General features: G+C 48.0%; 15 protein-coding genes. 12 read left to right on the top strand and 3 right to left on the bottom strand.

What is annotated here, in order from left to right; genetic code table 11:
* Positions 1-5: 5 nt before the first annotated feature.
* The 3 genes from carB to QBE55_13635 form a co-directional block, all read right to left on the bottom strand.
* Positions 6-2,903: a carbamoyl-phosphate synthase (glutamine-hydrolyzing) large subunit gene (gene carB / locus QBE55_13645; protein WZL78529.1), complete on the bottom strand. Its 2,898-nt coding sequence runs from the start codon at positions 2,901-2,903 to the stop codon at positions 6-8.
* Between the two features lie 135 nt (positions 2,904-3,038).
* The gene (carA, locus tag QBE55_13640; GenBank protein WZL78528.1) at positions 3,039-4,121 is read right to left on the bottom strand and encodes a glutamine-hydrolyzing carbamoyl-phosphate synthase small subunit; all 1,083 of its coding nucleotides are present in this window, start codon (positions 4,119-4,121) and stop codon (positions 3,039-3,041) included.
* 141 nt (positions 4,122-4,262) lie between these two features.
* Positions 4,263-5,822: a polysaccharide biosynthesis protein gene (locus QBE55_13635; GenBank protein WZL78527.1), complete on the bottom strand. Its 1,560-nt coding sequence runs from the start codon at positions 5,820-5,822 to the stop codon at positions 4,263-4,265.
* A 699-nt stretch (positions 5,823-6,521) separates the two neighbouring features.
* Here QBE55_13635 and ugpC point away from each other — a divergent pair.
* From ugpC to QBE55_13575, 12 genes are all read left to right on the top strand, one after another.
* Positions 6,522-7,637: a sn-glycerol-3-phosphate ABC transporter ATP-binding protein UgpC gene (gene ugpC, locus QBE55_13630; protein ID WZL78526.1), complete on the top strand. Its 1,116-nt coding sequence runs from the start codon at positions 6,522-6,524 to the stop codon at positions 7,635-7,637.
* A 215-nt stretch (positions 7,638-7,852) separates the two neighbouring features.
* Positions 7,853-8,905, top strand: a complete 1,053-nt coding sequence (locus QBE55_13625) for a helix-turn-helix domain-containing protein (protein ID WZL78525.1) — start codon at positions 7,853-7,855, stop codon at positions 8,903-8,905.
* A gap of 2 nt (positions 8,906-8,907) precedes the next feature.
* Complete coding sequence (gene ftsE, locus QBE55_13620; GenBank protein WZL78524.1) at positions 8,908-9,606, top strand: cell division ATP-binding protein FtsE; 699 nt, start codon at positions 8,908-8,910, stop codon at positions 9,604-9,606.
* Positions 9,584-10,492 carry a permease-like cell division protein FtsX gene (gene ftsX, locus QBE55_13615; protein WZL78523.1) on the top strand — a complete coding sequence of 303 codons (909 nt, stop codon included), beginning with the start codon at positions 9,584-9,586 and terminating at the stop codon, positions 10,490-10,492. The genes ftsE and ftsX overlap by 23 nt, the downstream gene beginning before the upstream one ends.
* Positions 10,493-10,543: 51 nt before the next feature.
* Positions 10,544-11,293: a 2,3-diphosphoglycerate-dependent phosphoglycerate mutase gene (gene gpmA / locus QBE55_13610; protein WZL78522.1), complete on the top strand. Its 750-nt coding sequence runs from the start codon at positions 10,544-10,546 to the stop codon at positions 11,291-11,293.
* Positions 11,294-11,526: 233 nt separating this feature from the next.
* Positions 11,527-13,797, top strand: a complete 2,271-nt coding sequence (locus tag QBE55_13605) for an ABC transporter transmembrane domain-containing protein (protein WZL78521.1) — start codon at positions 11,527-11,529, stop codon at positions 13,795-13,797.
* A gap of 20 nt (positions 13,798-13,817) precedes the next feature.
* Positions 13,818-14,348, top strand: coding sequence for a DUF1854 domain-containing protein (locus QBE55_13600; protein WZL78520.1), 531 nt, complete (start codon positions 13,818-13,820; stop codon positions 14,346-14,348).
* Between the two features lie 72 nt (positions 14,349-14,420).
* Positions 14,421-15,077, top strand: a complete 657-nt coding sequence (yunB, locus tag QBE55_13595; GenBank protein WZL78519.1) for a sporulation protein YunB — start codon at positions 14,421-14,423, stop codon at positions 15,075-15,077.
* 105 nt (positions 15,078-15,182) lie between these two features.
* Entirely contained in the window at positions 15,183-17,870 is a 2,688-nt protein-coding gene (locus tag QBE55_13590; GenBank protein WZL78518.1) for a calcium-translocating P-type ATPase, PMCA-type, read from the top strand.
* A 61-nt stretch (positions 17,871-17,931) separates the two neighbouring features.
* The gene (locus QBE55_13585; protein WZL78517.1) at positions 17,932-19,521 is read left to right on the top strand and encodes a glycoside hydrolase 43 family protein; all 1,590 of its coding nucleotides are present in this window, start codon (positions 17,932-17,934) and stop codon (positions 19,519-19,521) included.
* A gap of 176 nt (positions 19,522-19,697) precedes the next feature.
* Positions 19,698-20,465, top strand: coding sequence for a sugar phosphate isomerase/epimerase (locus QBE55_13580; protein WZL78516.1), 768 nt, complete (start codon positions 19,698-19,700; stop codon positions 20,463-20,465).
* Between the two features lie 42 nt (positions 20,466-20,507).
* On the top strand, positions 20,508-23,849 hold the full coding sequence (locus QBE55_13575; GenBank protein WZL78515.1) for a glycosyl hydrolase: 3,342 nt from the start codon (positions 20,508-20,510) through the stop codon (positions 23,847-23,849).
* The last annotated feature ends 87 nt before the right edge of the window (positions 23,850-23,936 follow it).

Here is a 23,936-nt window from a genome sequence, read left to right as displayed (position 1 = left end):
TGATTTCATCCTTTCCTTGCTATTATGAATTCGGTTGTTTTATCGTACACGCTGCCGTTTACGGCTGTTTTCCCGGTATTTCCCCGATCGGGGATCTTCATGCTGGAAGCGAGCATTGCTTTGGTCAGGGCCCGGATACAGGAGGTGTCCGTCCCCATTACTTCACCGGTGGACTTCATCTCCGGTCCCAGAAAGGGATCCACGGTGGTCATCCTGGAAAAGGAGAAGACGGGAGCCTTTACGGTGACCAACGGGGATTCCGGGATCAGGCCTGTCCGGTAGCCCAGATCGGCAAGGGAGGTTCCAAGCATGATTCGGGTTGCCAGGTCCACCATGGGGACACCGGTTATCTTGCTCAGGACCGGTACGGTCCGGCTTGCCCGGAGATTGGCCTCCAGCACGAGGAGATGATCTTCCGGATCAATCACAAATTGGATGTTGAACAGTCCCTTGATGCGGAGCTCTTTTCCGATCCGGATGCAGGTATCCACGATCTGCCTGCGGACGGCAGGGGAGAGGTTCCATGGAGGATAAACGGAAAAGCTGTCTCCGGAGTGGACACCGGCCCGTTCGATGAGTTCCATGATACCAGGGATCACCACATCCTTTCCGTCGCTGACGGCATCCACCTCCACTTCTCTGCCGACAATATACTTGTCGATAAGAATCGTATGATTCTGCGCGGCCTGGACAGCGGCAGCCATATATTCCTCCAGTTCCCTGTCACTGTAAACAATTTGCATTGCCCTGCCGCCCAGCACATAGGAAGGGCGGACGAGGACGGGATAACCGATGGAGTGGGCAATCTTCAGGGATTCCTCCAAAGTAAAGGCCGTACTGCCGGTTGGCAGGGGGATATCCAGGGAATGGAGGACCTGCAGGAATTTATTCCGGTCTTCCGCCTTGTCGATGTCCTCCACCGAGGTACCCAGAATGTTGACACCGTTCTTCCGCAAAGGTTCTGCCAGATTCAGTGCAGTCTGACCGCCGAACTGGACAACGACACCCAGGGGCTTTTCCTTTTCGATGATATCCAGCACACATTCCAGGGTCAGGGGCTCGAAATAGAGAACGTCCGAAGTGTCAAAATCCGTGCTGACCGTTTCCGGATTGCTGTTGATGATGATGGCTTCCAGTCCCAGCTTCTGCAAGGTTTTGACGCAATGGACACTGCAGTAATCGAATTCGATTCCCTGTCCGATGCGGATGGGTCCGGATCCCAGTACAATGACCTTTGTATTGTCTGAGGGACGGACATCATCGTACCGGTCATAGCTGGAATAGTAGTAGGGGGTGACCGCTTCAAACTCTCCTGCGCAGGTATCCACCATTTTGTAGGAAGGCTTCAGATTCCATTTCTTCCGAAGATTTCGGATTTCATTTCCATGGGTGCCGATCAGCTCGGCGATATACGAATCTCCGAATCCATATTTTTTACAGTCATACAGGATCTCTTTTGTAAGATTCTTTTGGGACAGGACTCGGATTTTCCGGCCGATGCCGCTTATGTTTTTCAGCTTTTTGAGGAAGAACCGGTCAATTTTTGTCATGTCATATATTTCATCGATGCTGTATCCGCGGTTCAATGCTTCGGAAACTACAAATATCCTTTCGTCGTCGGGATTTTTCAGGGAATTCCGGATGTCCCCGCCGCTCCAGGTGGCGATTTCCTTCATGCCCAGATGATAGTTCAGCCGGATATCCAGGGAATCGATCGCCTTCAGCAGGGATTCCTCAAAAGTCCGACCGATGGCCATGACTTCTCCGGTGGCTTTCATTTGGGTTCCCAGGGTGCGGTCGGCGGTGATGAATTTATCAAAAGGCCATCTTGGCACCTTGGTTACCACATAATCCAGTGCCGGTTCAAAGCAGGCACATGTGTTTCCGGTCACGGGATTTTTAATTTCGTCCAGATTCAGCCCCACGGCGATTTTACTGGCTACCCTCGCGATGGGGTAACCGGTGGCTTTGGATGCCAGTGCGCTGGACCGGCTTACCCTGGGATTTACTTCGATAACCACATATTCGTAGCTGAAGGGATTCAATGCAAACTGGATGTTGCAGCCGCCCCGGATCCTGAGGGCGCGTATGATCCGGATGGAAGCGGTACGCAGCATCTGATATTCCCGGTTGGAAAGGGTCTGACTGGGAGCCGTTACAATACTGTCCCCGGTATGGATGCCCACAGGATCAAAATTTTCCATATTGCACACAACAATACAGTTGTCCGCATTGTCCCGGATCACTTCATACTCGATTTCCTTCCAGCCCGCAACGCTCTGCTCCAGCAGGACCTGATGAATCATGCTGTTCTTCAGGCCTTTTGCCACAATGGATCTGCATTCCTCCATATCATGGGCGATGCCGCCTCCGGTGCCACCCAGGGTATAGGCTGGCCGGATGATGACGGGAAATCCTGATCCGATGGCAAAAGTTTCTGCCTCTTCCCAGGAGGTGGCAATGATACTTTGTGCTACTTCTTCATGGATTTCCTCCATGGCTTTTTTGAACCGTCCCCTGTCTTCCGCTTTCCGGATGGAGTCCAGGGAAGTCCCCAGCAGTTCAATGCCCAGCTCTTCCAGAATCCCGCTCTCCGAAAGCTTTACGGCCATATTCAGACCGGTCTGCCCGCCCAGTGTCGGCAGAATGCCATCCGGGAGTTCCCTGCGGAGGATCCGGATCATCATTTCCAGGGTGATGGGTTCGATGTAAACTTTATCGGCCATGTCCGGGTCGGTCATGATGGTGGCGGGATTGCTGTTTACCAGCACCACTTCGATGTCTTCCTCCCGAAGAGCCTTGCAGGCCTGGGTACCGGAATAGTCGAATTCGGCTGCCTGTCCAATGACGATAGGGCCGGAGCCAATGACCAGTACTTTATTGATATCATGTCTTTTCGGCATGGAATTCATTACTCCTTTTTGCTACTGCAGATTTACGGCCAATGCGGCAATTCAGCCGCGGGGTATCCATGTTTATTGTTTCAAACCGGGTATCGATACGGTATCCGGAGGTGATGGCAGGATCAGACATCCGTCTCAGCAGCAGGCGTCTGAAACCAACTGCAGGAACTTATCAAATATTTTATTGGAATCCGATGGACCCGGCGAAGCTTCCGGATGAAACTGGATGCCGATGGCGGGATATTTTTTGCAGGAAAACCCTTCCACCGTTCCATCATTGAGGTTGATGTGGGTGATCTCCACATCCTGTGAAAAGTCCTCCCGCAGGGCATAATTGTGATTCTGTGAGGTGATGTGGATCCGGTTTTCCCTGAGGCTTTTAACCGGTTGATTTCCTCCGTGATGTCCGAATTTGAGTTTATAGGTCTTTCCTCCCAATGCCAGGCCCAATACCTGATGCCCCAGGCAGATGCCCAGAATCGGTTTTTTTCCGATCAGCGAACGGACGGTTTCCACAACATACGGAATTTCCATAGGGTCGCCGGGGCCATTGGAAATCAATATTCCGTCAGGCTTCAGGGACAGGATACTGTTCCATGACGTAGCAGCGGGTACGACACTGATATCGCATCCCGTATTTTCTAAAAATCGTATAATATTTTCCTTGACGCCCAAATCAAGAATAACAATTCTTAATCCGTTTCCTGCATAGTGGCGCCCTGTTCCGGTACTGACCCGGGAGACCAGATCCTTCTGTCCGGCCACTGTCTCACGGGCCTTTGCTGCAAGCATCCTGATGTTTCCGGGACTGTCGTCCTCTTCGCTGCTGATGACTCCTGCCATGCTTCCGAAATCCCGGATATGCTGCGTCAGATGCCGGGTGTCAATATCGCACAGACCAACAATGTGGTTCTTGCGAAAGAACTGATCGGGATTTCCAGTATTTCGCCAGTTGCTGGGCATATCGCAGAGTTCCCTTACCACAAAACCCTGAATATGAGGTTGGAAGGATTCATTATCTTCAAAATTAAATCCGTAATTGCCGATCAGCGGATATGTCATAACAACGATTTGACCTTGATAGGAAGGATCCGTCAGGATCTCCTGATAGCCGGTCATACAGGTGTTGAATACCACTTCACCGCATGTCCCGGACCGTTCTCCGAATGATTTTCCCACATAATAGGTTCCGTCTTCCAAAACAAGCAACGTCTTCATTTGCGCTCTCTCTTTTCTTTCCGGATGGAGGATTTCTTTGTATCATTCTATAATTATACATTAATATGCATATTAATTCAACATTTTAATGAAAGCAAAGATAATGAAAACAAAAAACTTTTTAGTTTTCATTACGGTTTGTTATTCCGCTGCTGTTTTCTTTCCAAACTTCAGAAGTTCCGGCGGCAGACCCCTGACGGCCCAAAGGGAAAGGAAAAAAGTAATAAAGCCAGCCACGACGGACAGGATCAGATCGGTCAGAACAGGGATGTGAAGGCGCCCCAGATTATTATGCAGGGCGCTGCATGCAAGCGCCATCAGAAGGGCAGAAAAGCCGGGTTTGAGAATCCAGTCCGGAAAGCGGAATGGCATTCTGGTGGTTTTCAGTACGGCAACAAGATTGCAGATGCAGACGATATCATTATTGAGGAAGACTCCGATCAAGAGACCGTAAACCCGAATGGACGGGTTTGCCAACAGGAAATAACTGCAGAGAATCTGGATCATGTTTCCGATCAGAAAATGGACGGCCCCCTGAGTCTGCTTGCCCAGACCGTTCAGAATACCGCTGCAGGTATGCGAAATTGCATGGAATACAATGGCATAGGAAATGGGAACCAAAAGGGTGCCTGCCATGGGCTGATGATACAGGATTTCCCCGATCGGTCTTCCCAGGGAAGCCATCAGTGCCGTGCACGGAAAGGCAGTCAGACAGGTGATCAGCATTGCCCTGGATACCTTGTTGCGGATTTCATCCCAGTTTTTCAGGGCCAGATTTTCCGAAAGGTCGGGAATAATCACCACGGTAAGGGCATTGGTTATGGCAGAAGGCAGGAACAATATGGGCAGGACCATTCCGGACAGTATGCCGTACATTCCCACTGCTTCTTCCCGGAGCATACCGCCGGCGGTCAGCCGCTGCGGAATCATGATGGAATTGACGGCATTCATCAGGGAGTTGATCAGGCGGGTTGCGGTGATCGGCAGGGCAATTGCCAGAATGGTCCCAAGGATTTTTTCGTGTTTGGCTGGAATTGGCTGCCTGGCAGAATACAATGCCTTTGAAGTCCGATAATATCTGTAATGCAGAAACAGCAGGCTGGCAAGTTCGCCAAAGACCGTTCCCAGCATGGTAACCGCAACCTTTGTGGAGTCATTCGCCTCTGAGGCAAACAGGAAGAGCAGAGAAAGCGCAAGGGCCATTCGTGTCAGCTGCTCGATGATCTCTGCCAATGCAGGGGGATGAATCTCCTTTATGCCATAAAAGAATCCTTTCAGGGAGGATCCCAGCCCAATAACTGTGATGCATGGAAACAAAACAAAAAGAGCACTTCTTGCCCGCTCATCTCCGATAATATTTTTTGCGATCCCATCCAAATTGCACAATGCGGCAATGGTAATCACAATGGAAACTCCTGTAACCAGCAGAAGGGTTGTCTTTACCACATGCCGGATTCCCCGGATGTCCCCCCTGGCATTTTTTGCAGATACCAATCGGGAAATTGCGGTGGGAAGACCTGCAGTCGTCAGGGTAATGGCAATCTGGAATACAGGGAAAACCAGCTGCATCAGGCCCATCCCCTGAGGGCCCATCAACCGGCTGAGTACAATGCGATAGACGAAACCCAGCAGCCGGACTATAAAATTGGCGATTGTCAGTACCAGAGTCCCATAAAGCAATGATTTCCTATTGATTTTCAAAATAAAAGCCACCGCCCAATGTAGTATGTCTGTTTTATTCTATTCCGGACCGGAGTGCTTTTAGAAGTGGATTCCTTTTCCCGGAATTTTGTTTTGTCAATAGTACAAAAAGTAAGCCGGCCGCCCGGTAACGACACGGGAACTGCTTGAAAATGGAGAGCTTTATCTGGTTTTGAAGCTTTTCGGTAAGGTGACCCAAAGGCTTTTCAGCGCAAAGTGGCATTAATACTCTTACGTGTTTCTGAGTACATTTTACCTGATTCCTTACCATACTTTGCTGTCCGGGGTTGATTTGCGCTTTCTCTATGCATTGATCAATTACCCGGATGCCCCTTATGGGATCTGATATCGAGGATAATTATGTGACAGAGGATGGCTATCGTGCGGTAAGTATGAATAAGTATGAACTTTGCGAAAAGTTATTGAATATGCTTCAAATATATTCGTGAAATGATTTTTTGCAATACAGAAATAGCAAATACGAAGAAGGCTGGTATGCATTTTACTTCCATATATGGATATATAGAGAAAATGTTATATGCAACCCCTTCAAAACAAAGTGTAAATTTTTTGTTAAGAAGTGCTATAGCCAGATTCTGCTTGTACGGATATAATAAAGATTGTATTGAGGGGTGAACGGAAGATCCAAATACGCAAGTGCATCGACAGGTGCGAAAATTCAATTATGGAGGGGTTTTAATGTCAAGTGTTACGCTTAAAAACATCTATAAGGTCTATGAAGGTGGCGTTACAGCAGTCAGCGATTTCAGCCTGGACATAGCCGATAAAGAGTTTATTGTTTTGGTTGGTCCTTCTGGATGTGGAAAGTCGACTACACTGAGAATGGTCGCCGGTTTGGAAGAGATCACCGAAGGTGAATTGTACATTGGCGACAAACTGATGAATGATGTCGCTCCCAAAGACCGGGACATTGCAATGGTGTTTCAGAACTATGCTCTGTATCCTCATATGACCGTATACGACAACATGGCTTTCGGCTTGAAACTGCGAAAGACTCCAAAAGCTGATATTGACCGCCGTGTAAAGGAAGCAGCACGGATTCTTGACATAGAGCACCTGCTCAACAGAAAACCAAAGGCGCTGTCCGGCGGGCAAAGACAGAGAGTTGCGTTGGGGCGTGCCATTGTCCGTGAGCCCAAGGTGTTCCTGATGGATGAGCCTCTTTCCAACTTGGATGCAAAGCTGAGAGTTCAGATGAGGACGGAGATTACCAAGCTCCACAACAGGTTGCAGACAACCTTCATTTATGTTACCCATGACCAGACGGAAGCCATGACAATGGGTACCCGCATTGTTGTTATGAAAGATGGATTCATTCAACAGGTTGACACGCCTCAGAATCTGTATGATTATCCCGTGAATCTGTTTGTTGGCGGTTTCATCGGAAGCCCCCAGATGAACCTCATTCCTGCCACTCTTGTTAAGGAAGGCAATGATGTTTATGCGACATTTGACGAAAACAGGATAAAGGTGCCGGAGGGCAAAGTAAAGAAATTCAAGGATCCGTCCTATATTGGCAAGGAAGTCGTCATGGGCATCCGCCCGGAAGATCTTCACGATGAGGAAATCTTCCTGCAGAGCTCAACGGAAAGCACTGTAAAGGCTTATGTGGATGTTGTGGAGCTTATGGGTTCGGAAACCTATCTTTATCTGAACCTTGCCGGTAACAACGTTACCGCAAGGGTAGATCCCAGATCCACTGCAAGACAGGGGGATACCATCCGCATCGCCATGGATTCCAACCACTTGCACTTTTTCGATAAGGAGACAGAGGAAAGCATCCTGGTTCGATAAAATAAGATAAAATTTCAGGGAAAAAGAAGGATTTTTGTCTGACAGGCAGAAATATTATTCGTAAGGATAGTATTTCTGCCTTTTATATTAGAAAGCATAGGATTGGAGAAGATAACGGATGGATAAAATTTCTTCTGTTAATCCGTGAATAAATTATGTATACTTTAAATGAGTAGGTGATAGGAATGTTAGTTGAAAAAAGAATGCAGAAAATTTTGGATAAACTGGTAAGGAGTATTCAGGTTGAAACGGATATATTGGATATCAACGGTATGATTGTTGCCAGCAGCGACAAGTCACGGATCGGAGAGACCAATTTTATCGTCAAGGGATTTGTTGAGGAAGAGGATAAGGCCATCTTTATCGACGACAACCGGACTTTTATGAAATTCACGGTGGACAAGACATTGGTGTATTTTCTTTCCATGGAAGGGACCAACCGGGTGATAAGGAATTATTGCCTGCTGATGGTATCCCTTATGGAATCCTATCTGAAAAATATGCTTCAGAAGCTGGACAAGGAAGAAGTCATGCGGCGGATCCTTTTGAATCAACTGGGTGAGCTGGAGCTTCAGGAAGTGATCCGGGACTATAAGCTGGAACTGGGGCTGACAAGGTGTGTATACATTATCCGGACGGAGGGGATGGAAGCCGATAATGTATATCATATGTTATTGAAAGCTTTTCCGAGGAATCATGGGGATATCCTTGTCCTTGTGGACGGCATGACAGTCAGCCTGGTAAAAGCCGTGCCAAAGGAAATGGATGAGGATGATCTGACGCAGCTGGCGGCAGCCATGGATGAAAGCATTCAAAATGAGATATCCAGCAAGCCTTATATCGGAATCGGCAAGGTTAAGGAGAATCTTTTCCAGCTGCAGGAGTCCTATGACGAAGCAACAAAGGCCATTGAGGTCGGCAAAATATACAACACCAGCAATCGGGTTTACATGTACAATACATTGCTGCTTGAGAGATTTCTCTATGAGGTCCCTGTGAATCTGTGTGAGACTTATAGTAAATTCCTGTTTACCAAGGAATACAAGAAGTTATTGAGCGATGAAATGATTCGGACGATCAATAAATTTTTCGAAAACAGCCTGAACCTGAGTGAAACTGCAAGACAATTGTTTATTCACCGCAATACTCTGGTCTACCGGTTGGATAAGGTTCAGAGAATCATGGGCCTGGATCTGCGGAACTTTCATGATGCCGTTACGTTTAAAATCATGATGATGTTGATGGACAGGTATACATGGGAGGCATAGCTTTGATACAGTTTAAGAATGTAACGAAAGCATATGACAATGGGATTCATGCGCTGCAGGATGTAAACCTGAAGGTGGAAAAGGGGGACTTCCTGTTTATCGTCGGGGCAAGCGGTGCCGGAAAATCCACTGTGATCAAGCTTTTGCTGAAGGAGATTGAACCATCCCAGGGGCAGGTCATCGTAGACGGTGTAAATTTATCCCATTTAAAGCGGAAGGAAGTACCTCATTATCGGAGAAAACTGGGAGTCGTCTTTCAGGACTTCCGCCTGTTGGAGGATAAGACCATTTATGAAAATGTAGCCTTTGCCATGGAAATCACAGAGGTTCCCCGGGCGGAAATTCAAAGACGGGTGCCTGAGGTTCTTAATATGGTGGGGCTGGGCAGAAAAGCGGACGATTATCCCGGACAGCTGTCCGGAGGAGAGCAGCAGAGAGCAGCGTTGGCCAGGGCTTTGGTCAACCGGCCTACCCTGCTGATAGCGGATGAGCCTACGGGGAACCTGGATCCGGAAACGGCAGACGAGATTATGAGAATACTTGTTACGGTAAATCGGAGAGGAACTACAGTCCTTATGGCGACTCATGCCAAAGACATTGTGAATTCCATGGAAAAGCGGGTTGTTACCTTTCAAAATGGCAGGATTGTATCGGACAAATGGAAAGGGGAATACTTCGATGAAATTAAGGACATGGAATGATATGCTGAAGCAGGGTTTTCGGAATGTATTCCGAAACCGGGTTATGTCTCTGGCGTCTGTCAGTGCCACTACAGCAGCCCTGTTTGTGTTGGGACTGATACTGGCAGTGATCATGAATCTCAACAATATGGTTGCAGGACTGGAATCCAAGGTAGAGGTAACGGTGTTTCTGAAGAAGGGCATTCAGGGAAAAGATGTTCAGGCCATGGAAATGCAGATAGAGAAATGGGATGGAATTGAGAACTGGAAATTCGTTTCCAGGGCAGACGCTCTGGAAACATGGAGAGACGAATGGGGAGATAAAAAAGATCTTTTGGAAGGTTATAATGCAGAAAACAATCCACTGCCGGATTCCTTTGAAATTCAGGTGAAGAAGCCGGAATATGTGGAACGGGTCGTAAAATCTGTTGAGGATTTTCATGCGGCGGAAAAGATTCAGTACAGCAAGGATGTGGTGGATTCCATTACCAGTATCGCCAATATCACCCGTATGATCGGAATGATTATTGTGGTTCTTCTCTGTGTCATGGCAATGGTCATTATCCACAATACCATCCGGATATCGGTTTTTTCCAGACACCGGGAAATTAATATAATGAAATATATCGGTGCAACGGACTGGTATATCCGCTGGCCTTTCCTGGTCGAGGGACTGACGCTGGGGCTGCTGGGTGCCCTGATTTCCGGCGGCCTGACAGCGGGAGTTTACAATGTACTCATGAGTCGTTTGGGAGACCATGGGGTGCAGAACGGGCTTTTCTCCATGTTCCGGATGCTTCCGCTGCGCAGCATTCTGCCCTGGATTCTTGGCCTGTTTGTTCTGGTGGGCAGTATTGTTGGAATCGCGGCCAGCATGTTGTCCCTCCGAAAGCATCTGCGTGTGTGACAGTTCATGGTTTTCCGGAAAGGATAACAAAGTGGGATGGGAGGAAATCAAATGCCTGAGTTGGTATTGGTGAGACACGGAGAGAGTGAGTGGAATCGGGAAAACCGGTTTACAGGATGGATCGATGTGGATCTTTCGGAAAAGGGGATCCGGGAAGCCACCCATGCCGGGGCCCTGCTGAAGGAGAATGGCTTTATCTTTGACATTGCCTATACCTCGGTTTTGAAAAGAGCCGTCAAAACCCTGTGGTATATCCTGGATGCCCTGGATCTGCAGTGGATTCCGGTTTATAAATCCTGGCGCCTGAATGAGAGGCATTATGGAGCGCTTCAGGGACTGAACAAATCGGAAACAGCCGGGAAATACGGAGAAGAGCAGGTCCATATCTGGAGGAGAAGCTATGATGTCCTGCCGCCTTCCCTTACAATGGAGGATGAAAGGTATCCCGGAAAGGATATCCGATATTCCGGTATCAGAAGGGATCATCTTCCCTTGTCCGAATCCCTGAAATCGACAGTGGAGCGATTCCTTCCCTATTGGGAGGATACCATTGCACCACAGATCCGTCAGGGGAAAAGAGTACTCATTTCGGCACACGGCAACAGTCTGAGAGCATTGGTGAAGCATCTGGAACAGATATCCGACCGGGATATTGTGGGGCTGAACATTCCCACCGGGGTTCCGCTTGTTTATGAATTGGACAACGGTCTTCAGCCAGTCCGGAAGTTTTACCTGGGGGATGAGGAAGAGATCCGGAAATCCATGGCGAACGTTGCCAACCAGGGAAAAGCAGAGGAGTAAAAAAGGCGGGAACCCTGTCAGGAGATAAAACAGGGAGAGATACCAGGCCAGACAAACGGCCTGGTATCTCTTTGTGTCTTTCCGGGTTCTTTCTGAAAATGTTCTGGATTGTATTGACAATTTATTTGAATTTCTATATCATACTATAGGGTGAAATTTATACGTATCAATAAACAAGACATCATTGGGAAGGCCATTCTATATCCCGAAACAATCAAACAGGAGGACTGAAAATGAATTGGCAGCAAAAGCTGAATGAAGTAAACCTGGACCAGGCCCAGGCTTTTCCAGGTCAGCTTACCGCATACCTGGAGAAAACTATCCGGAGTGAGACGCCAAAGCTGGCAGTTTCAACGGACCTGAACCTGAGCGGCAGATTTGAGGAGCAATGGATTGTGGTAACGGATACAAGCATCCATGCTCTTCAGCAACCGACTCCGGAGGATAAAGTGAGAATGAAGTCCTGGTCCCTGGCAATTGTCCGGAAAGTGGATATCAAAAATTATTATGGGGTTGGCTCTGTGGAATTGATTACAGCAGACGGAGCCATTGAGCTGCTTCGGTTTACCCTGCGCTTTCGGCAGAGATTCTATCGGTTTGCCGATTACCTTCAGAAGATATTAAGGGAAGAACAATTCAGTGTCGATGAGGCGGTTCATCAGAGCGACGGAGAAAGCATGTATGGGGAAAACAGATGTCCGAATTGCGGGACTCCGTTTCGCAGGGGAACCACCACTTGTCCCAAATGCTCCAAAAAAACCGAGACATTCCGTAGATTATTGGGTTATCTGCAGCCTTATCGGTGGAAGGTTGCCCTGATGCTGCTGACAACACTGATTTATACGGTACTGACCCTGGTGCCGCCTTATCTGCAGAAAATCATGATTGACGATGTGATCCGCAGGAGCAGGCTGGATTACCTCAGATGGATTGTATTGATCATCTTTGGATCCAGTCTTCTGAGTGCTTTGTTTCAGGGACTTCGGAGCTATCAGCTTGCCTGGCTGGGACAGAAGATCGTTTATGATCTGCGGTCCCGGGTATATGCCCATCTGCAGTCCCTGGGCCTAGCCTATTATGACAAAAGGCAAACGGGAGCCATCATGAACCGGGTCACCGGGGATACTTCCTCCATACAGAATTTTATTGTAAGCGGGATCCAGGAGACCATTGTGCAGATCTTTACGCTGGTTGCCATTACCATTATTCTGTTTGTGCAGGATTGGCAACTGGCTTTGATTGTCCTTTTGCCCACTCCCTTTATCTTTTTCGGGACAAAAATCTTCGGGAAAAGAATCCATAAGCTGTATCACAGGATCTGGAGGCGCCGGTCCAATATGAGTGCTGTGTTGGGAGGGGCCATACCGGGTATCAAGGTCGTAAAGGCCTTTACCCAGGAACGTTACGAGACGGAAAGGTTTCAGGAAGCACTGGAGGACTATTTTCATGAGGAGGTCCGCGCCATAAAATATCGTTCCACTTTCTTTCCGCTGATTTCCCTGGCTACCTCCATCGGTGCGGTGCTGATATGGGGCTATGGGGGCTACCGGGTGATTGCCGTCCGGGACATCAGTCTTGGTACCCTGACCGCCTTTATCGGCTATATGTGGAGGTTTTATCAGCCGATCACCACCCTCAGTCACCTGAATGAGCAGTACGAGGGCGCCATTACAGCCGCCGAACGGGTTTTTGAAATTCTTGATCACCAGTCAGAGTTCCGCCAGGTGAAGTCGGCGCAGAAGGCGGCTCCGGTGAGGGGGGAGATTGTGTTTCGCCACGTCTCTTTCTATTACGAGGCCGGGGAAGAGGTTCTGAAAGATATCAACCTTCATATACATGATGGTGAGCTGATTGGTCTCGTAGGTTCCAGCGGTGCCGGAAAATCCACTCTGGTCAACCTGATTCCCCGATTTTATGAGGCGACAGAAGGAGAAATCCTTCTGGATGGGGTCAATATAGAAGATATGGACCTCAACGTCCTTCGTTCCAATATCGGCGTTGTGCTTCAGGAACCGTATTTGTTTTACGGAACGATTGCCGAGAACATCTCCTATGGTCGGCCTTCGGCGTCTCTGGAGGAAATTGTATGGGCTGCCAGAGCGGCAAATGCCCATAAATTCATCATGAAATTTCCGGACGGCTATGATACTCTGATCGGAGAAAGGGGAATCGGGCTGTCCGGCGGTGAGAAGCAAAGGATTTCCATTGCCAGGGCAATCCTGAAAAACCCCAGAATTCTGATCCTGGATGAAGCTACGTCGTCTGTGGATACGGAAACGGAAAAGCTGATTCAGGAAGCCATCGACAGGCTGGTCCACAATCGAACGACCATCGCCATTGCCCATCGGCTGTCCACATTGAAAAACGCCCACCGGATCCTTGTCCTGGATAAAGGCATGATTGTGGAAGAAGGAACGCATGGTGAACTGATGAAGAAAGAAAATGGAACATTCCGCCACCTGGTTGAGATACAGGCGGAGGTTGCAAGAACAAATGTCGTATAAAGATGTCATGGGAGGTTCGTATGGAACAGGAAAGATGTACCACCGGGTCGGAAGATGACAATGCCGTTATGAAGATCGATTTTCTGAATCCCTCTTCTTTGGAATTTCGGCTGGACAGCTATATGAGATTAAACCTTTACAACAAAACAACAAGGGAGATTATGGAAGATGCGGATCTGAAACTGATGTTTCCCCTGACTCACAGGACCGGCTATCTGGAGATATTCAACGGGGAGGAAGAAATCGGCGTGATCCGCAATTTAAAGGACCTTAGTTCGAAAAATCAGAAAGTCATTGAAGAAGTTCTGGAGCAGAGATATTTCGTTCCGGAAATTACACAGATACGGAAGGTAATCGAAAGATATCGTCTGGTGTACTGGGAAGTTCTTACGGACCGGGGAGAGATGAACTTTTATACAAGGACAAGGCATGATATTGTTGTAAAGGAAAACCAGGTCTTTATTCGGGATATCGATTCCAACCGCTACCTCATCCGGGATATCACAAGGCTGAACCCTCAGAGCCGGAAGGAATTGAATCCGCAAATTTAGAATCATTATTTTCATATGCATTGAAATTGGTTTTGTCGCATACCATTCAATAGGGGAGGAGGTGCAGGTAAAATGGCCCGTAAATCATTATACAGGTTCCTGCTTCCCCTGTTTTGCGTTCTGATTCTGTTTTTGCTGGCCTTCTTTGCCTTCGAGAAGGCAATCCAGCCCACCCTTGTGGCCATGTCCGAAGCCAAGGTGGAAAGCATGAGCATTGTCGCAATGAATACGGCAGTAAACGAAATACTTGGCTCGGATGTGAAGTATACCGATCTTACCAGCATTATAACAGACTCCAACGGAAAGATTTCCACAATTCAATACAATACCATTCTGATCAATGAACTGGCCAGAAAAACCTCTTCCCTTGCTCAGGGCAAAATAGCATCCATGGGGCAGCAAGGCATAGATATTCCCATGGGCTCGGCAACCCGAAGCAAGATATTGGCCGGCAAGGGACCCAATATCAACGTGAAACTGATTCCAATCGGATCGGTAGCCGCGGACTTTTATGAAGAGTTTTCACAGGCAGGCATCAATCAGACCAGGCATAAAATTTACATATCTTTAAAAACCAGTGTGCATATTGTTGTGCCATTGGGAAGCGACACGATCAAATTGTCCAATAAAGTTCCCATCACAGAAACGATTATAACAGGAGAAGTTCCTGACACCTTTATCGACGTAAGAAATATGGATCAGGCCCTGAAACTGATTCCCATGGATTAAATGTATTGCACCCATGACATATTCAAAAGGATATGGGAATACATATAAATGTAATTGGTTTCTTACCAAACAGAACGATCAAAAATACAAACGAGGTGTCAGACAATGAACCTGATCAGTCCAAAAGAAGGCATTTACGGAATGAGGGGCCTGACCGATGAACAAGTGAAATCCTCCAGAGAACGGTATGGGGATAACAATCTGGTTCAGCAAAAAAGGCGAAGCTTTACAAAGGAGTTTTTAAGCAATTTCGGAGATCCCATTATAAAGATCCTGCTTATTGCCCTGGCTGTTAATATTATTATCCGGCTTGGCAGTTTTGAGTGGTATGAAACCATAGGAATTGCCGTTGCCATATTGGTTTCCACATTTGTATCCACCATATCGGAGTATGGAAGTGAATCTGCTTTTGAAAAGCTGCAGGAGGAAGCCCGGAAGACCAAATGCCGTGTGAAAAGGTCGGGTCAGCTTGTAGAGATCGGAGTCGGTGAAGTGGTGGTCGGTGATTATGTGCAATTGCAGGCCGGAGATCGCATTCCTGCAGACGGGGTGATCCTAGGCGGTGAATTGTATGTGGACCAGTCTCCGCTGAACGGAGAAAGCAGGGAGGCCTATAAGGCACCCCAGGAAGGAGGAAAGCGTAAACACTGCGATACAACGGATTTCAACGATCAAAACAGTTTGTTCCGCGGCTGTATCATTTCTTCCGGAGAGGCCATAATGGAAGTGCAAAAGGTAGGCGAAGGGACTCTTTATGGAAAACTGGCCCGTGACATTCAGGAGGCTCCCCGTGAAAGTCCCCTGAAGCTGAGACTGGGGAAACTGGCACAAACAATCAGCAAATTGGGATACATCGGGGCTGCCCTGGTAGCTGTCTTCGATTTGTTTCAATCCATTGTTCTTGCCAATTCCTTTGAGCTGGCTGCAATTCAGCAGTTTGTGCATTCGCCGAAGCTGATAACGGAATGTATCTTTCATGCTGTCACACTGGCAATATCGATTATTGTCGTAGCAATCCCCGAAGGCCTGCCCTTAATGATCACTGTTGTTTTATCTTCCAATATGAATCGTATGCTGAAGGACAATGTTCTGGTAAGAAAGCTTGTGGGAATTGAAACATCCGGAAGCCTGAACATTTTGTTTTCCGATAAGACAGGGACGATTACAAAGGGGAAGCTGAAAGTGGATTCCTTTTTCAGCGGGACTGGGACAAGTTATGACAATTTTCACAAGTTGAAAAATAAACGTTTGGGTGACCTTCTTTCCATATCCTGCGTTTACAATACAGGAGCATCCGTCAGCAGAAAGAATGGAAAGTCCGTTGCCATTGGCGGAAATACCACAGAAAGGGCCTTGCTGGAATTTGTTATGAAAGATGGTGCCCGGCAGGATCCGGTCCGGGTCATCAGCAGCGTTCCGTTCAGCAGTGTGAATAAGTATTCCAGCGCGCAGGTACGGGGAGCGCTCAGCGGCACTTTGATAAAAGGAGCTCCTGAATTGATTCTGCCCAAATGCACGACCTGTTATGATGAAAACGGGCAGAAGAAGCCCTTTCGCTCTTCGTTTAAGCTGAAAAATTACATGAAGAGGGCAACTCTAAATGCAGAGAGGCTTCTGGCAATCGCCATAAGCGACAGTCCGGTCGCCCGTCCCTCCAGCGGCATGACTTTGGTGGGGATTGTTCGCATAAAAGACGAGATGCGGCGTGAGGCAGTCCAGGCAATCAGGCAGGTGAACCAGGCAGGCGTACAGGTGGTCATGATCACCGGGGATAATAAGGATACGGCTTTTGCCATTGCCCGTGAGGCCGGATTGATGAAAGAGAAGGATAAAAACGCTGTATTGACAAGTGAAGATCTGAAAAGAATGTCGGATGATGAGCTCATAGTCCGGCTGCCGGAGCTGCGGGTGGTTGCCAGGGCAGTTCCTTCCGATAAAAACCGGCTGGTTAACATCGCCCAGAGCCTTGACATGGTCGTGGGCATGACCGGGGACGGGATCAACGATGCGCCTGCCCTGAAAACAGCGGATGTGGGATTTGCCATGGGCAGCGGTACGGAGATTGCCAAGGAAGCCAGCGATATTGTCATAATGGATGATAATTTCCTGTCCATTTCAAAAGCCATTTTATATGGTCGGACCATATTCAAAAGCATCCGCAAGTTTATTATATTTCAGCTGACGATAAACCTCTGCGCCGTCGGGATTTCCATTATCGGTCCGTTTATCGGGGTAAACTCCCCTCTCACGGTTTTACAGATGCTGTGGGTAAATATGGTGATGGATACGCTGGCGGGTCTGGCCTTTTCCGGGGAAGCACCCCTTACGGAATATATGAATGAGCCGCCGAAACAGCGGGATGAACCAATCATAAATTCCTATATGTATAACCAGATACTGATTCTGGGTTCCTATGTAACCCTGCTTTGTATACTGTTTTTAAAGCTTCCCTGGTTTCACAGGATCTTTGGTTACGATCCCGGCAATATTTCATTTATGACTGCGTTTTTTGCCTTGTTTATCTTTGCCGGCGTATTCAACAGTTTCAATGCCCGTACCAGCAGGTTGAAATTGCTGGCCAATATCGGCAAAAACCAAAGATTTATCACAGTCATGCTGTTTGTAGTGATGATTCAGCTGATCATCATATACTTCGGAGGAGCGGTTTTCCGCACCGTTCCGCTGTCCCTGCCGGATCTGTTCTTTGTCATCCTGATGGCAGTTACCGTCATTCCCGTGGATCTGATAAGGAAAATGCTGATCGGTTCCGCCTGGCGCGGCAATGCGATTTGAGGTAGAATGGCATTACCAGGATATACAGTAATACAGCAGCAAGCAGAAAAGAGGAATCAGCATGTCCATTGAGAGTAAGATCAGAACATACAGGAAAGAAGGTTTTCCAAAAATTCGCATATCGGATCAGGGAGATGGAACGTTTCGGAATCCCATATTGTATTCCGACTACTCCGATCCGGATGTGATCCGGGTGGGCGATGAGTTCTTCATGGTTGCCTCCAGCTTTTCCTGTGTTCCCGGGATTCCCGTTCTGTACTCCCGGGATCTGGTGAATTGGCAAATTGTGAATCATGTCGTGGATAGGATCCCTTTTCCGGAGTACGGGAAGCCGCAGCATGGAAGAGGGATCTGGGCACCGAGTATCCGGTATCACAATGAATATTTCCAGGTCTTTCTTCCCATGCCGGACGAAGGATTGTTCATGAGCAAAACGAAAGATCCATTTGGGAAATGGGATCCTCTGGTTTGTATCAGGAAAGTGAGGGGATGGATTGATCCCTGTCCGTTCTGGGATGATGACGGTAGTGCCTATCTGGTGAATGCTTTTGCAAAAAGTCGGATTGGGTTTAAGAGTGTTCTGGCAATCAGCAGGATGAAGCCGGACGGGACCGATCTTTTGGATGAGTTTCGGGTCGTATTCGATGGGAACGGCCGTCACCCTACGATAGAAGGCCCGAAGATGTATAAAAGGAATGGCTGTTATTATATCTCCGCACCTGCAGGAGGGGTCCAGACGGGCTATCAGGTGATTTTAAGGTCCAGGAATGTATATGGCCCCTATGAAGATAAGATTGTGCTGCATCAGGGGGATTCTGCGGTAAACGGTCCTCATCAGGGAGCCTGGGTTGAGCTGAAAAACGGAGAGACGTGGTTCCTGCATTTTCAGGATGCCGGTGCCTATGGCCGGATTGTACATCTTCAACCGGTTCAATGGGTGGACGATTGGCCCATGATGGGAGTCGACAGCAATTGCGACGGTATCGGAGAGCCGGTTTCCCAATACACAAAACCGGATATGGGAAAGCCGTGCCCTGTGGAAGTACCGGATACAAGTGATGATTTCAACGGGCAGGAGCTGGGGATGCAGTGGCAGTGGCAGGCAAACCCGGAGCCGGACTGGTACTCCCTGCGGGACAGGCAGGATCACATCCGGTTATTTGCCCGGGACGGCCTGCAGCAGGCGAAGAGAGTCCTGTGGAATGTTCCCGGTCTTTTGCTGCAGAAATTTCCGGCGCCTGAATTTCAAGTTACCACAAAAATGGATTTCCGGCCGGAGTCCGTGGGGGATCAGGCCGGATTGGTTATTATGGGAGTGAAATATGCTTATCTGGCTGCCGGAAAGGGGGAGGACGGAAGCTGGAAGTTGGTATTGTTTCGGGGAGACGGCTTGAAGGAAGAGGAATACGCCGAAGCCTGTACCGATATGGATTCCTGTCCTGTGTATCTGCAGGCAACCGTAAGCAGGGGTGGGAGGTGTGCGTTCCATTACAGCACGGATGGCGTGAATTTTATTCGGATCGGAGGGGACTTCACGGCGCAGAAAGGACAGTGGATCGGAGCAAAGGCAGGAATATTCTGCATCAACAATCAAGGCAAATACAGCAGTGGGTTTGCTGATTTTGATTGGTTCCTGGTGGAGGAAATCTGAAGCAGGCAGTAGTCTCGGGCACCTTGGCATGGCTGCAAAAAACAGTATGCTTGAGGGGAATAGCATAGAGCAATATATTGATAATGTTTTATTCGGATACAGCAAGAACAGGATAGAGTAATTGAAAGCGGTGAGATAAAATGACAATGGGATAAAAAATCTGTGAGGTGAGTGGTTTGAAAATAGGAATCTGTACGGATGTCTCAGACATCTCCAGGGTGGAGAAGATGGGGTTTGATTATCTGGAATCCTCTGTATCCAGAACTGCGTCCATGGGGGAACAGGAGTTTATGGAAGCAGTTCAGAGAGTGGAAGACAGCAGTCTGGAATGTGAAGCGTTCAATGTGCTGTTCCCGGGGAATATCAGATTAACCGGTCCGGAGGTGGATTTGAAGGCAGTCCGTGAATATCTGGGAAAAGCCTTTGACCGGATCCACCGGCTGGGAGCGGAGATTGCTGTTTTTGGAAGTGGAAGATCCAGAAAAGTTCCGGAAGGATGGAAACAGGAAGATGCCTGGAAGCAGCTTGTTGATGCAGCCCGAATTGTGGGAGATGTGGCTGCAAAATATGGATTGACCGTTGCTATGGAACCTTTGAACAGAGGGGAGACCAATATTCTCAATTCCGTGGAAGAGGGATATCACTTTGTCCGGGATGTCAACCATCCGAATATTCAGTTGCTGGCAGATTTCTATCATATGCGTCTGGAAAATGAGAGCATGGACGTATTGAAAAAGGTCGCCCCCGCTCTTCGGCATCTTCATATTGCCAACAGTCATGGCCGGGTGTATCCGCTGAATCCTTCGGAAGATTGCTATGGAGAGTTTTTTGAAGCATTGAAGAGTGCAGAATATAAAGGGAGGATCAGCATTGAAGCCGGTACCAGGGATATGGACAGGGACGCCCCGATTGCATTGCAGCTTTTAAGGAAATTTATGGAATAGCCATTGTTTTGTTTTCAGCTTCCTGAAGGAGGATCCATGGGTATGGCATTAAGATTCGGTATTCAACCATTTTGGTTCTGGAATGGAAAGATGGAAGACGGAGAAATTGCAAGACAGGTTCGGGAGATGGAAAGCCAGGGCATAAGAGGATTTTTTATACATCCCCGTCAGGGCCTTTCGGTGCCTTATCTGTCGGAAGAGTGGTTCCGCAAAGTGGGAATCGCCGTGGAGGAAGCAAAGAAACATGGACTGGAAGTATGGCTGTACGATGAATATCCATATCCCAGCGGGGTAAGCGGCGGACAGGTCCTGCTGGATCATCCCGAGTTTGAGGCAAAGTCGCTGAAACGCCTGGTGATGGAGGAATGCGGGCCAAAATCGATGGAGAAGGTTTTGCCATGGGGACAGGTTATTCTGGCAAAGGCGTATCCCCTCCATTCCGATACGAATAAGAAGATGGATCCGGTCGAGTGGGCGAATCCAGTGGATCTGGCTGCTTTTATTGGTACGGGTTACCGGGAAAATATTTTTCAGATGAGTGGATTGACCCAATACAACCGGAAACGATTTTTTACCGGTAATCCCGCCAAAAAGCTGTACTGGCAGGCCCCGGAAGGTCGATGGCATATTGAAATCATCCTGCAGACAACAGTGGAGCACTTTAAGTATTTTGGGAAATACATAGACACATTGAATCCAAATGCAATTGCTTATTTTATCGAAACCACACATGAACAATATCGGAAGCATTTTGGACCGGAATTCGGGAAAACGATCCGGGGATTCTTCAGCGACGAGGTCACAGCTTTTCCGGGCAGTATGCCCTGGTCTCCAACGTTGCCGGAGCTGTTTGAGAAGCGGAATGGGTATTCCCTGAAGGATAGATTGCCTGCTCTCTTTGAAAGAATGGGCGAAGATACCGATCAGGTAAGATATGATTACCGGAGCACCGTTACGGATCGCTTTATTCAAAGCTATGAGATTCCAATTCGTGACTGGTGCCATAACAATCATCTTCTCTATGCAGGAGAAAAGCCTGTTATGAGGAGTAGGCAACTGAAGTATTTTGACATACCCGGGATCGATGCCGGTCATCAGAAGGTTGGATCCATTCCTCTCATTGCCAGCCCGAATTATCGTGCCAATGGGAAAATGGCCGGTTCCGCGGCTCATTTTTATAAGAAACCTGGCGCATTGTGCGAGTGTTTTCATAGCATTGGCTGGGGCATGACACTGCAGGATATGAAATGGGTATTTGACTGGCTGGCTCTTCAGGGGATTTGCTGGTTTGTGCCCCATGCTTTTTTCTATACAACCGATGGATTAACCAAGCACGACGCACCGCCGTCTTCCTTTTATCAAAATCCGAACTGGCGGTACACTGGGTTGTTGTCGGACTACGCAGGAAAGATCACGGAAGTGATAACCCGAAGCAGACGCGAAGTCCCTGTTTTGTTGTTGGATCCAATATCCAGCCAATGGACAGCCATGGGCGAAAAACGTATCGTGAACAAGAAACTGAAAGAGGACTTTTCCGCCCTGCAAAGGCTGCTGCTGAGCCATCATCTGGATTATTACATCATCGATCCGGAGCTGCTGGGGCAGTGCACGATATCAGATCACTGCATCCAGGTCAATGGAGAAAAATTTGAACTGCTTATTTTGCCGCCAATGCTCAATATAGAGGACGATGCCTATTTCAAAGTGAAGGAATACGTGGAAAACGACGGGAAGCTGATTGGAAGCCTGTGCCTTCCCGTTGAGCAAATCGGGAAAGTATCGGATGTCGGGCTTTCCTTCAGCCGATGGTTTCATATGGATGCAGGAAAGGTATATCGGGAATATTTACAGGGAAAGAAAGGCGTGGATGATACAGACTGGCTGGGTTATCCGACACTTTCCAATGAGGTAAATTGCATAAATAAGGCTGAGAACACAAACAAGCCGGTTTGTCCGGGGGATTCCGGAAGTTTAAAGAATGAAGCTGTTATTTTTGCAGATGATCTGAAAACGATTCCGGAGCTGATTGGAAAACTCCTGGACCGGGATATTTCCGTGGAAACGGAGAAAGACGGAGAGCAGGATGGCAGTATTCTGTCTGCAGTTTATAAGCATGAAAACAAAACAACCTGCTTTTTGATCAATGCATCCGGAGCAGAACATCGGGTGAAAATCACATTGCGGGCAGATGGGATGCAGTCTCCCGGGCTGACATGTCTTCCCATCGGACCGGAAGGCGGTAAACCAATTCCTTATAAACAGCAGGGACAAAGGATTCATTTTCATTTGATGTTTTATCCGTACCAGTCCTTTTTGCTTGAGATGGAGGGCAGAAAATCAGAGGACTTTGGAGCAGAGGGCAGAAAATCAGAGGCCCTTGGAGCAGGTGGCCGAAAAGCAGAGGACGGAAGAACAGAGGATCCTGGAACCGAGGATTTGAACCAGATTCAGCAAAAAGTCTGTGAATCGATTGTCCGGAAGAATTTGGACATGGATGGAGACTGGAGCTTATCCGTGGATCGCATGAATTCTCTTCGGCTGGGCACGTGGAATTTACAGATAAAAGACGATCCAAAGGAATACCGGGTGAACTGCCAACCTATTATCAATCAGATAGCCGATGCTGGCATTCCATTGCCAGTACATCTTAAGGAATATTTTGGATGCCCAAGGGAGATGGAGTTTCCGTCCTTATCCTGTCGATATCGGACGACTTTTCAACTTGGTGCAGGCGCTGCCATTCGGCCTGTTCTGTTGGTCATGGAGCCTGGCAGCATAGAAGGAAAATGGTATGCTGAGATAAATGGCCATCGGATTCTTCCGGGCGATTTTCATGAAAAGGCCATCTATCTTCCGACCAATCAGGTGACAGACATCACGGACTACCTGAATACCGGGATCAATGAGATCCGGGTATGGGTGGATACAAAATATCATCATGACGGACTGGTGAATCCACTGTACCTGAGTGGAAACCTTTCGGTATATCAGGAGGAGCAGGATGGTGTATGGAGAATGGAATCTCCTAAAGCTACGGGAAGGATTGGGGACAGGAAAGGGAATGGTTTGCCCTTCTACGCCGGAACAATACAATATACCAGACAGATGGACAGCGAAGCCGGTTTCATTTTGGATGACAAAGAGGAAGAATGGGAGCTTTCCATCCGGAATCCATACTTTCAGGATGCGGCGGAATTGTATATCAATGGGCATTCTGCCGGAGTCCGTGCCTGGAGCCCCTACACATGGCGCATAAAGAAAGGCTGGCTGAAATCGAAGGACAACGAAGTTCGGCTGCAGGTGACGACTACCCTCATGGGATTGTTTGAAGGACAGTACTTTGATCCGGATCAGCATCAATATAGGAACATCGAAAATAGCTGATCTACCAATACCCGGAACGACAGAATAATCCGAAAAGCCCAAATTTAGGGAATACCTTTCACCCATATTTTACTCAACCTCTTTTTT

Source organism: Eubacteriales bacterium mix99, assembly GCA_038396605.1.
GTDB lineage: Bacteria > Bacillota > Clostridia > Caldicoprobacterales > DTU083 > UBA4874.
The sequence above is the reverse complement of the archived record's forward strand: the minus strand, read 5'-3'. Positions and strand labels throughout refer to the sequence as shown.

Bases quoted from the DNA above. Each gene is read 5' to 3' on its own strand.
- carA (WZL78528.1), bottom strand. From the start codon at position 4,121: ATGAAGACGTTGCTTGTTTTGGAAGACGGAACCTATTATGTGGGAAAA.
- carB (WZL78529.1), bottom strand. From the start codon at position 2,903: ATGCCGAAAAGACATGATATCAATAAAGTACTGGTCATTGGCTCCGGC.
- ugpC (WZL78526.1), top strand. From the start codon at position 6,522: ATGTCAAGTGTTACGCTTAAAAACATCTATAAGGTCTATGAAGGTGGC.
- QBE55_13585 (WZL78517.1), top strand. From the start codon at position 17,932: ATGTCCATTGAGAGTAAGATCAGAACATACAGGAAAGAAGGTTTTCCA.
- QBE55_13605 (WZL78521.1), top strand. From the start codon at position 11,527: ATGAATTGGCAGCAAAAGCTGAATGAAGTAAACCTGGACCAGGCCCAG.
- gpmA (WZL78522.1), top strand. From the start codon at position 10,544: ATGCCTGAGTTGGTATTGGTGAGACACGGAGAGAGTGAGTGGAATCGG.
- QBE55_13590 (WZL78518.1), top strand. From the start codon at position 15,183: ATGAACCTGATCAGTCCAAAAGAAGGCATTTACGGAATGAGGGGCCTG.
- ftsX (WZL78523.1), top strand. From the start codon at position 9,584: ATGAAATTAAGGACATGGAATGATATGCTGAAGCAGGGTTTTCGGAAT.
- yunB (WZL78519.1), top strand. From the start codon at position 14,421: ATGGCCCGTAAATCATTATACAGGTTCCTGCTTCCCCTGTTTTGCGTT.
- QBE55_13575 (WZL78515.1), top strand. From the start codon at position 20,508: ATGGCATTAAGATTCGGTATTCAACCATTTTGGTTCTGGAATGGAAAG.
- QBE55_13600 (WZL78520.1), top strand. From the start codon at position 13,818: ATGGAACAGGAAAGATGTACCACCGGGTCGGAAGATGACAATGCCGTT.